This is a genomic window from Bacillus sp. LL01 (assembly GCF_001037965.1).
The window spans coordinates 1-9,768 of sequence record NZ_LFEL01000043.1; the positions used below are offsets into that span (position 1 = coordinate 1).

A 9,768-nucleotide genomic window follows, 5' to 3' on the forward strand; every position below is an offset into this window, starting at 1 on the left:
CCCACTCCGAGCAGGTATAGATAAWGTACTTCGAGCGAAAACAGGAGGATTAATCGTACTTGGCTATAATAATGAGATGATGAATATTGTAGACGGGGGATTTTTTATTAATTGTAATTTCTCGCCTGCGTATTTATATGAACTAGCTAAGATGGATGGTGCCATTATTTTGAGCGAGGATGGCCAACGTATTTTATACGCAAATACGCAGCTAGTACCAAATAACGGCATTGAATCGATTGAGACGGGAATTCGTCACCGTACGGCAGAGCGTGTTGCTAAGCAAACTGGCAACTTGGTCATCTCAATCTCGCAACGTCGAAATGTTATCACTCTTTATCAGGGAGAGCATCGCTATTCACTTAAAGATATTGGAGTGATCTTAACAAAGGCCAATCAAGCAATTCAAACGCTGGAAAAATATAAAGTCGTCTTAGATCAAGGCATCACCAATTTAGGGGCTCTTGAGTTTGAACAATTAGTAACGTTTCATGAAGTAACTCAAGTCATTCATCGTGTTCAGATGGTGCTTAGAATTAAACGTGAAATTTTAAATTATGTGAATGAGCTTGGTGATGAGGGAAGGCTTATTACGATGCAGTTAAATGAATTGGTTTCAAATATCGAAAAAGAAGCGATTTATTTACTGAAAGATTATGTCAAAGACAAAAAACAAGATGAATTTGATACTCTGCGTGAGTTAACGAAGTCTCAAAAAGAGGACTTATTAGATGAACATGAGATCGTAAAAGTGCTTGGTTATGGGAAGAACATTAATGTCCAAGAACAAGCTGTCTCACCTAGAGGGTATAGAATTCTTCATCGAATACCAAGACTCCCGCCACTTATTATAAATAATCTAATCGAGAAATATGGAAATTTATCTAGTATTATGTTTGCCAGTATTGAGGAACTTGATGAAGTAGAAGGGATTGGAGAAGCCAGAGCTAAAATGATTAAAGGTGGGCTTCAACGAATTCAAGAGCAGCTATTTGTGGACCGTCACATTTAAAGAGAAGAAGGTTGAAACTTCCAGGACTTTTATGTATAATAATAAGTTTTCTGAATTGACAGAAAGTTTTTGGTTTGATACGTTTGAAGTAGTAGGTGATCTTGGAATTTTATGTGAAATCAAGTTTGCTAGGTTTCAATTATGGAAACTTGTCTATAATAATTGAAGGAGGTGAAGCTGAATGCTGAAGTGGATTGTGCAATTGTTTTTTATTTTAATGGGGGGGACCCTTGGGTTTTTATTTGTTCCGGAACTGATTCAACTTATTAATTTTGGTGATATCCCAACGTGGTTAATGAGTCCTTATGCAGGTGCTGTTATCGGTGCTGGTGTTTTATTTGTTACAACATTTTGGTTAGCTGATTATATTGTAAACTTAATGAAGTTAGTGGAAGAAGCCATTGTAAAAGCCCCCGTGACTGACGTTTTATTTGGATCAATGGGATTGATTATTGGACTAATTGTTGCGTATTTAATTGGTATTCCTCTCAATGTTATTCAAATTCCAGTCTTAAGTACAATCGTTCCTATCTTTGTTACCATCTTCTTAGGTTACTTTGGATTTCAAATCGGTTTTAAGAAACGTGATGAATTAATTAATCTATTCACCATGACGCGAAACTTAGGGAAGAAAAAAGAAGATGAAGAAGCTGAATTAAAGCAAGGCAATCAGCTAAAGATTCTTGATACTAGTGTGATTATTGATGGTCGTATTGCAGATATTTGTAAAACGGGATTCCTAGAAGGGACATTAGTTATACCTGAGTTTGTCTTAGAGGAACTTCAACATATTGCGGATTCTTCAGATGTACTTAAGCGTAACCGAGGTCGTCGTGGATTAGACATCCTTAATAAAATTCAAAAAGAATTACCGATTAATGTAGAGATCTATGAAGGCGACTTTGAAGAAATTCAAGAAGTTGATAGTAAGCTTGTAAAACTGGCTAAAATATCTTCTGGAATGGTAGTCACAAATGACTTTAATTTAAATAAAGTATGTGAGCTACAAGGAGTGTCGGTCCTAAACATTAATGATTTAGCTAATGCAGTAAAGCCTGTTGTTCTTCCGGGCGAAGAGCTGAATGTACAGGTAATTAAAGACGGGAAAGAACATCACCAAGGAGTTGCTTATCTAGATGATGGTACGATGATTGTCGTAGAAGGTGGACGCGATCATATCGGGAAAAATCTTGATGTTGTCGTAACAAGTGTTCTTCAGACAAGCGCTGGTCGAATGATATTCGCTAAACCAAAATTATTAGAAAAAGCATTATAAGAAGTCATTTAAAAGCGCCTACCTCTATGTAATGAAGATGGAAGGTGCTTTTACTTTTTATCGTCCTATAAAACATATGAAGTGCGCGGATATTCTGCCAAATCATATGCGAAAATAAGCTGAATCATGATAAAATAAATTGCATTACATATAGAAGAAAGGATGTCTTAAAAAAGGCATAGCTGAGGAGAAAAACAATGAACTATAGTGTGGTGATCCCTGCTGCAGGACAAGGTAAAAGGATGCAAGCAGGTAAGAACAAACAATTTATTCATTTGCGCAATGAGCCAATTATTGTGCATACCCTAAAAGCATTTGTTTCTGACCCATGGTGTGACCGAATCATTCTTGTTGTTAATAAAGAGGAGCGGAAAGAAATGGGTGAGCTATGTTCTTTCCTTAGCGATAAGAAACAAATTATGATTGTAAACGGGGGACTTGAGCGTCAACAAAGCGTGAAGTGTGGGATTGATGCTATAGATGGAGAGGGTATTGTACTTGTTCATGATGGAGCAAGGCCTTTTATTAATCAAGAGATCATTCACCTACTCGTAAACGATGCTGCTAACAGCGGTGCTGCAACTGTTGCCGTCCCAGTGAAAGACACAGTTAAACGGGTGAAGGATTTTAAAGTACTAGAGACAATGAAGCGTGAAGAGCTATGGTCTATTCAAACGCCACAAGCTTTTGATATAGAGCTCTTAAAGGAAGCGCATGAAAAAGCAGAAGCGGAAAATAAACTTGGTACTGATGATGCCAGTTTAATTGAATGGCTTGGTAAGCCCATATCAATTGTTCAGGGAGATTACACGAATATTAAGCTGACGACGCCAGAGGATTTACTCTTTGCAGAAGCGATCTTAACACAAAAGGAGAAGGTATAGGCATGATTCGAATAGGACAAGGCTATGATGTACATCAATTAGTTGAAGGTAGACCACTTATTATTGGCGGGATTACGATTCCTTATGAAAAAGGCTTACTTGGACATTCTGATGCGGATGTTCTTCTTCATACGATTGCAGATGCGGTACTTGGTGCGATCGCAGAAGGTGATATTGGAAAGCATTTTCCTGATACAGATCCAGAATTTAAAGATGCGGATTCGGCCAAGTTATTAACTCATGTATGGAAGATAGTGAAGGAAAAGGGCTATCAATTAGGCAATATCGACTGCACAATTATTGCCGAAAAGCCAAAGATGGCTCCTCATATTAACGATATGAGGGAACGAATTGCAGAACTTTTAGAAGCTGAATTAAGTCAAGTGAATGTAAAAGCTACGACAACGGAGAAACTCGGGTTTACTGGGCGTGGTGAAGGACTCGCTTCATTAGCTACTGTTCTTTTAACAAAAACTTCTTGAARTGAAAAAAGAGTGACGCAGTAAATTAGGAACAATGCTACAATAAAAAGCATACTATTTTAGAAATGGAAGGTGCAATTAATGGGAAGTGAAGTGAGAGTTCGTTTTGCTCCAAGTCCGACGGGGCATTTACATATTGGTGGTGCCCGTTCGGCTTTATTTAATTATCTTTATGCAAAAAGCCAAGGTGGAAAATTTATTCTTCGTATTGAAGATACAGATCAAGCTCGTAACGTTGAAACAGCTAAGGATAAGCTATTAAATAGTTTAAAGTGGCTAGGAATTGAATGGGATGAGAGTATTGATGTTGGTGGGGATTATGGCCCGTACAGCTGTATGGAGCGTATTGAGCTTTACAAAGATTATATTCAACAATTACTAGACGAAGGTAAGGCGTACTACTGTTACATGACGGAAAGCGAACTTGAAGSARAGCGCGAGGCTCAGTCAGCTCGAGGTGAGTTACCAAAGTACAGTGGCCGTGACCGTAACTTAACAGAAGAAGAGCGAAAAGCCTATGAGGAAAAAGGGCTTAAGCCAGTCGTGCGTTTCCGTGTACCTGAAGGAAAAGAAATCGTGATTGATGACGCCGTTCGTGGTCAAGTAACATTTGAATCTGATGGAATTGGTGACTTTGTTATTGCAAGAAAAGATGGAGTACCAATGTATAACTTTGCGGTGACAGTTGATGATCACTTAATGAAAATCTCTCATGTTATTCGCGGGGAGGAGCATCTTTCAWATACGCCACGCCAAGTGATGMTTTATCAAGCATTTGGGTGGGATGTTCCTCGTTTTGCTCATGCATCTTTAATTTTAAATCCGGATCGTCAAAAGATGAGCAAACGTGATGAGTCTATTATTCAGTTTGTTGAGCAATATAGAGAGCTTGGTTATATGCCAGAAGCAATTGTGAATTTCTTAGCTCTACTTGGTTGGTCACCAGTTGGAGAAGAAGAGATTTTCTCTATGCAAGAGCTTGGTGAGCAATTCTCGCTTGAGAGAGTCTCAAAAGCACCAGCTGTATTTGATACTGAGAAGCTTTCTTGGATGAATAATCAATATATAAAAGATGCAGATCTTGATGAAGTAGTTGACTTAGCGCTTCCGCATCTTAAAAAAGCAGAAAGACTTCCAGARGACCTGAACGAAGAGCGTCTTCAATGGGCTAAGCGTTTAATTGGCTTATACCAAGAACAACTTCAATATGGTGCAGAAATTGTTGAGTTAACGGAGTTGTTCTTTAAGACGGAAATTGATTATAATGAAGAAGCGCAAGAAGTACTTGATGAAGAACAAGTACCTGAAGTGCTTAACCAATTTTTAAGTGAGCTAAAGCAATTAGAAACATTTGAAGCTGCCGACATAAAGAGCGCAATTAAAGCAACTCAAAAAGCAACAGGTCAAAAAGGTAAAAAGTTATTTATGCCAATTCGTGTTGCCACAACGGGGCAAACACATGGTCGAGATCTTCCGGACTCCATTGAACTGCTTGGTAAGGCTGTAGTAACTGCACGTCTWGAAAGCTTATTATAAATTCATATTGTTAATCGTGTTGAGAGGGAAAAGTAAGAAGTGCATTGCTTTTTAGAGAGAACCACCATTGGCTGCAAGTGGTTTAAGCAAGTTCTTCTGAAAATGCACCCTTGAGTCTTTTTTTGAACTGCATTGCACAGTAGAAAAAAGCGAGTGGCGTCGTTAATGGCTATAGAGATAGTGAAGGAAACACTCTTCACTTAAACAGAGTGGAACCGCGCCTAGCGCCTCTGTGCATATCCTGCACAGAGGCGTTTTTTAGTGGTTTAAAATGTAGTTTCAAAAGGGGAGGAGAAGCGATGAGAAAGATCATACGTACGCTAATGAACGATGTCGATGTTGTATTTAGTCAAGACCCTGCTGCAAGAAGTCGCCTAGAGGTTATTTTCACCTATTCAGGTGTTCATGCTATATGGTCTCACCGTTTGGCACATTGGATGTGGAAAAAGAAGCTATATTTTTTAGCGAGGCTCCAATCACAAATTAGTCGCTTTTTTACTGGCATTGAAATTCATCCTGGTGCCATTATTGGTCAACGCTTATTTATTGATCATGGAACGGGTGTGGTCATAGGAGAGACGTGTGAGATCGGTGACAATGTTACGATTTATCAAGGCGTAACATTAGGAGGAACAGGGAAAGAAAAAGGAAAGCGACATCCGACGGTTGCAGACGGAGTGTTAATTGCCTCAGGAGCAAAAGTATTAGGATCATTTTTAATTGGAGAAAATGCTCGTATAGGGGCAGGATCAGTTGTATTAAAGCCGGTGCCACCAAATTCTACAGTAGTAGGGATTCCAGGAAAGATTGTCATTCAAAATGGAGTGAAAGTGTCAGATGACCTTGATCATCATCTCTTACCTGACCCAATTGCTGATAAATTAAAAGAGTTAGAAGACGAAATAAAAGAGCTTCGCAAAGAATTAGCTCACCAGAAAAGATAAAAAAGAATTTAATCAGGTTTAAGGAGTCGATCATATGGCGGTTCAGCTATATAACAGTTTAACAAAGAAGAAAGAGACGTTTGTACCGATTGAAGAAGGCAAAGTTAAGATGTACGTATGWGGACCAACCGTTTACAATTACATTCATATTGGGAATGCAAGACCACCAATTGTTTATGATATGGTGAGGCGTTACCTTGAGTATCGCGGTTATGAGGTAGAGTTTATTTCTAACTTTACAGATGTAGATGATAAAATTATTCGTGCAGCACATGAACTTGGTGAAGATGTCTTCGCCGTTGCTAATCGTTTTATTGAAGAGTACCACAATGATACATGTGCTCTTGGTGTAAAAAAAGCTGATAAGCACCCGCGAGTAACAGAAACGATTCCTGAAATTATCGATTTTGTTGCTAAATTAATTGAAAAAGAATATGCCTATGAATCTGGTGGAGATGTTTATTTTCGCACAAAAAAGTTTGAAGGCTACGGGAAATTATCGTCTCAAGCCATTGATGACCTTCGTTCTGGGGCTAGAATTGAAGTGGATGAAAGAAAAGAAGATCCACTAGATTTCGTTCTTTGGAAGGCGGCAAAAGAAGGTGAGGTTTCTTGGGAAAGTCCATGGGGTCATGGTCGTCCTGGTTGGCATATTGAATGTTCAGCTATGGTAAAGAAATATTTAGGTGATACAATCGATATTCATGCGGGCGGAAAAGATTTATCGTTTCCACATCATGAAAATGAAATTGCGCAATCAGAAGCATTAACAGGAAAAACAATGGCTAATTACTGGATGCACAACGGTTTTATTAACATAAATAACGAAAAAATGTCGAAATCACTCGGAAATTTTGTTTTGGCACATGATATTATTCGACAACATTCTGCAGAAGTCGTTCGCTTCTTTATGCTAACTGCTCATTATCGTAGTCCAATCAATTTTAGTGATGAACTACTAGAAGGAGCTAAAAATGGTTTAGAACGTCTAAGAACGGCAGTTTCAAGCTTAGAACATCGATTAGCTGAATCGGCTGATTATGGTGAAAAAGAGCAATGGCTTGCAAAAATCTCGCAGGTGAAAGAAACCTTTATTAAAGAGATGGATGATGACTTTAATAGTGCAAATGGAATTTCGGTTCTATTCGATTTAGCCAAAGAAGCAAATCGGTATTTACGTGAGGAACAAACGTCTAAGCAGGTATTACAAGCCTTTATTGACCTATTTGATGAGCTTGCAGGCGTATTAGCAATAGAACTTCGTGACCAAGTTGAATTACTAGATGGGGAAATCGAAGCTTTAATTGAGCAGAGAAACGAAGCGCGTAAATCTCGAGACTTTAAGCGTGCAGATGAGATTCGCGATCAATTAAAAGAGCAAGGTATCCTACTAGAAGATACTGCACAAGGTGTACGCTGGAAGCGAGGCTAGAATGAAATTAATTGAACCCAACACAGATTTAATGCAGCTCAATGCATTGGCGCTAGCCTATATGGGTGATTCGGTATTAGATATGTATGTTCGCTACTATTTGATTGCACAAGGTAAAGTCAGGCCTCACCGGCTGCATGTGGAGGCGACACGCTACGTTTCTGCAAAAGCGCAAGCAAAAGTGGTCTATGTATTACTAGACGAAGGTTATTTTAGTGAAGAAGAAGAGGCCGTGCTAAAGCGCGGCCGCAATGCAAAGTCTGGGTCTATTCCGAAAAATACCGATGCTAACACTTATCGCTACTCAACCGGTTTCGAAGCGGTACTTGGTTATCTTTATTTGCACAATCGCAAAGAAAGATTAGATCAATTGATGGAAAAAGTCTTTTCAATATTAGATGATAAGAACGGAAAGGAGGCGTGAGAGAGTGAATCAGGAATTTATTGTTGGTAAAAACCCCGTTATCGAGGCTCTTCGCGCAGGACATACTATTAATAAAATTTGGATTGCAGAGGGATCTCAAAAAGGACAAATGACAAAGGTGATACAGCTTGCTAAAGAACAAGGCGTTCTTGTTCAAAATGCGCCTAAAAAGAAGCTTGAACAATTAGTAGATAGCTCTAATCACCAAGGTGTAGTAGCTTCTATAGCTGCTTATGAGTATGCTGAATTAGATGACTTATTTGCACTAGCCAACAAACGAAATGAGGAGCCATTTYTCCTCATTCTAGATGAGGTTGAGGATCCTCATAACCTAGGTTCAATTATGCGTACAGCTGATGCAGTCGGTGCACATGGCATTATTATTCCTAAGCGCCGTGCAGTAGGCCTTACACAAACTGTTGCCAAAGCTTCAACGGGGGCAATTGAGTATATTCCAGTAGTGCGTGTAACCAATATCGCACGCACGATGGATGATTTGAAAAAGAGAGGGSTATGGTTTGCTGGTACAGATGCAAAAGGAAGCGATGATTACCGTCAGGCTTCTTTTGATATGCCGATTGGTCTTGTTATTGGTAGTGAAGGAAAAGGGATCAGTCGTTTAATTAAAGAAAAATGTGACTTCCTCATTCATATTCCGATGGTAGGACAAGTTACTTCTCTTAATGCATCCGTGGCCGCAAGTCTTCTGATGTATGAAGTACATCGAAAACGTCATCCACTAGGAAATAAGTAAATGAAAGATATTCTTCTTGTTGATGGTTACAACATGATTGGAGCATGGCCGGAGCTACGCGTTTTGAAAGATCGCGATCTTRCTCTGGCACGTGACCGTCTTGTTGAATATATGGCTGAGTATCAGGCTTTTACAGGCTATGAAGTGAAAGTGATATTTGATGCTCATATGGTGGCTGGTATAGGTAAGCATTATCATAATTATCGCGTCGATGTTATATATACAAAAGAAAATGAAACAGCAGATGAGCGGATTGAACGTCTGGTTCTCGAGCTTAAACAAATTGATACGAGGATTCATGTAGCTACTTCGGACTTTACAGAGCAATCCCTTATTTTTGGAAGCGGAGCTTTAAGAAAGTCGGCTAGAGAATTATTAATTGAAGTTGAAGTTGCAGGTAAAGGGATTGAAAAGAGTGTCGAATTAACTCGAAAGAAGCGAAATTCGACAAACTTACCTTTAAACGAAGAAATGATTGAAATTTTTGAAAGATGGCGTCGAGGCGAACGATGAGTGGTTGACCCGCTGGAAAACTGTGCYATATAATTATTGTATAATTTGGACAACATCCAAGGTCGGGGGGATTGTCGTGCACATGGACCTTCAAGAAACGGTAAAGAAGCTCAGTTATGATCAAGTTAATGATGATGTGTTAGTGGAACAAGTGCGTATGGGGGATAGCGGTGCGCTAGAGTTTTTGATCAACAAATATAAAAATTTTGTGCGTGCTAAAGCTAGATCTTATTTTTTAATTGGTGCAGATCATGAGGACATTGTTCAAGAAGGTATGATTGGACTTTACAAGGCAGTCCGCGATTTTAGAGGGGACAAGCTAGCATCATTTAAAGCGTTTGCTGAATTATGTATTACTCGTCAGATTATTACCGCAATAAAAACGGCAACGAGGCAAAAGCATATTCCGCTTAACTCGTATGTTTCACTAGATAAACCATTATATGATGAAGAGTCAGACCGTACACTATTGGATGTGATCTGTGGTTCTAGAGTTACTAATCCAGAAGAT

At 39.0% G+C, this 9,768-nt stretch carries 11 protein-coding genes and 1 other annotated feature; all 11 genes read left to right on the plus strand.

The genetic code is table 11. The annotated features are described in order from the left end of the window. Window positions 1-1,012 (plus strand): DNA integrity scanning diadenylate cyclase DisA (disA, locus tag AB685_RS23100; protein WP_047972929.1); only part of this gene is annotated, 1,012 nt, incomplete at its 5' end. 181 nt (window positions 1,013-1,193) lie between these two features. Next, window positions 1,194-2,288: a PIN/TRAM domain-containing protein gene (locus AB685_RS23110; protein ID WP_047972931.1), complete on the plus strand. Its 1,095-nt coding sequence runs from the start codon at window positions 1,194-1,196 to the stop codon at window positions 2,286-2,288. A 197-nt stretch (window positions 2,289-2,485) separates the two neighbouring features. Continuing rightward, window positions 2,486-3,172, plus strand: a complete 687-nt coding sequence (ispD, locus tag AB685_RS23115; RefSeq protein ID WP_047972932.1) for a 2-C-methyl-D-erythritol 4-phosphate cytidylyltransferase — start codon at window positions 2,486-2,488, stop codon at window positions 3,170-3,172. 2 nt (window positions 3,173-3,174) lie between these two features. Then, a complete protein-coding gene (gene ispF, locus AB685_RS23120) occupies window positions 3,175-3,654 on the plus strand; it encodes a 2-C-methyl-D-erythritol 2,4-cyclodiphosphate synthase (protein ID WP_047972933.1) in 480 nt (159 codons plus the stop codon). An 81-nt stretch (window positions 3,655-3,735) separates the two neighbouring features. Then, the gene (gene gltX, locus AB685_RS23125) at window positions 3,736-5,190 is read left to right on the plus strand and encodes a glutamate--tRNA ligase (protein WP_047972934.1); all 1,455 of its coding nucleotides are present in this window, start codon (window positions 3,736-3,738) and stop codon (window positions 5,188-5,190) included. 10 nt (window positions 5,191-5,200) lie between these two features. Then, window positions 5,201-5,425, plus strand: a binding site (T-box leader). A gap of 64 nt (window positions 5,426-5,489) precedes the next feature. Next, on the plus strand, window positions 5,490-6,134 hold the full coding sequence (gene cysE / locus AB685_RS23130) for a serine O-acetyltransferase (protein ID WP_047972935.1): 645 nt from the start codon (window positions 5,490-5,492) through the stop codon (window positions 6,132-6,134). A 34-nt stretch (window positions 6,135-6,168) separates the two neighbouring features. Then, complete coding sequence (cysS, locus tag AB685_RS23135; protein WP_047972936.1) at window positions 6,169-7,566, plus strand: cysteine--tRNA ligase; 1,398 nt, start codon at window positions 6,169-6,171, stop codon at window positions 7,564-7,566. A 1-nt stretch (window position 7,567) separates the two neighbouring features. Continuing rightward, on the plus strand, window positions 7,568-7,990 hold the full coding sequence (locus AB685_RS23140; RefSeq protein WP_047972937.1) for a Mini-ribonuclease 3: 423 nt from the start codon (window positions 7,568-7,570) through the stop codon (window positions 7,988-7,990). Window positions 7,991-7,994: 4 nt separating this feature from the next. Continuing rightward, complete coding sequence (rlmB, locus tag AB685_RS23145; protein ID WP_047972938.1) at window positions 7,995-8,744, plus strand: 23S rRNA (guanosine(2251)-2'-O)-methyltransferase RlmB; 750 nt, start codon at window positions 7,995-7,997, stop codon at window positions 8,742-8,744. Continuing rightward, on the plus strand, window positions 8,745-9,257 hold the full coding sequence (locus tag AB685_RS23150) for an NYN domain-containing protein (protein WP_047972939.1): 513 nt from the start codon (window positions 8,745-8,747) through the stop codon (window positions 9,255-9,257). 82 nt (window positions 9,258-9,339) lie between these two features. Then, a partial coding sequence (sigH, locus tag AB685_RS23155; RefSeq protein ID WP_198530571.1) for an RNA polymerase sporulation sigma factor SigH occupies window positions 9,340-9,768 on the plus strand: 429 nt, incomplete at its 3' end.

Coding starts and splice junctions, on each gene's coding strand:
- ispF (WP_047972933.1), top strand. CDS start 3,175: ATGATTCGAATAGGACAAGGCTATGATGTACATCAATTAGTTGAAGGT.
- AB685_RS23110 (WP_047972931.1), top strand. CDS start 1,194: ATGCTGAAGTGGATTGTGCAATTGTTTTTTATTTTAATGGGGGGGACC.
- cysE (WP_047972935.1), top strand. CDS start 5,490: ATGAGAAAGATCATACGTACGCTAATGAACGATGTCGATGTTGTATTT.
- AB685_RS23140 (WP_047972937.1), top strand. CDS start 7,568: ATGAAATTAATTGAACCCAACACAGATTTAATGCAGCTCAATGCATTG.
- ispD (WP_047972932.1), top strand. CDS start 2,486: ATGAACTATAGTGTGGTGATCCCTGCTGCAGGACAAGGTAAAAGGATG.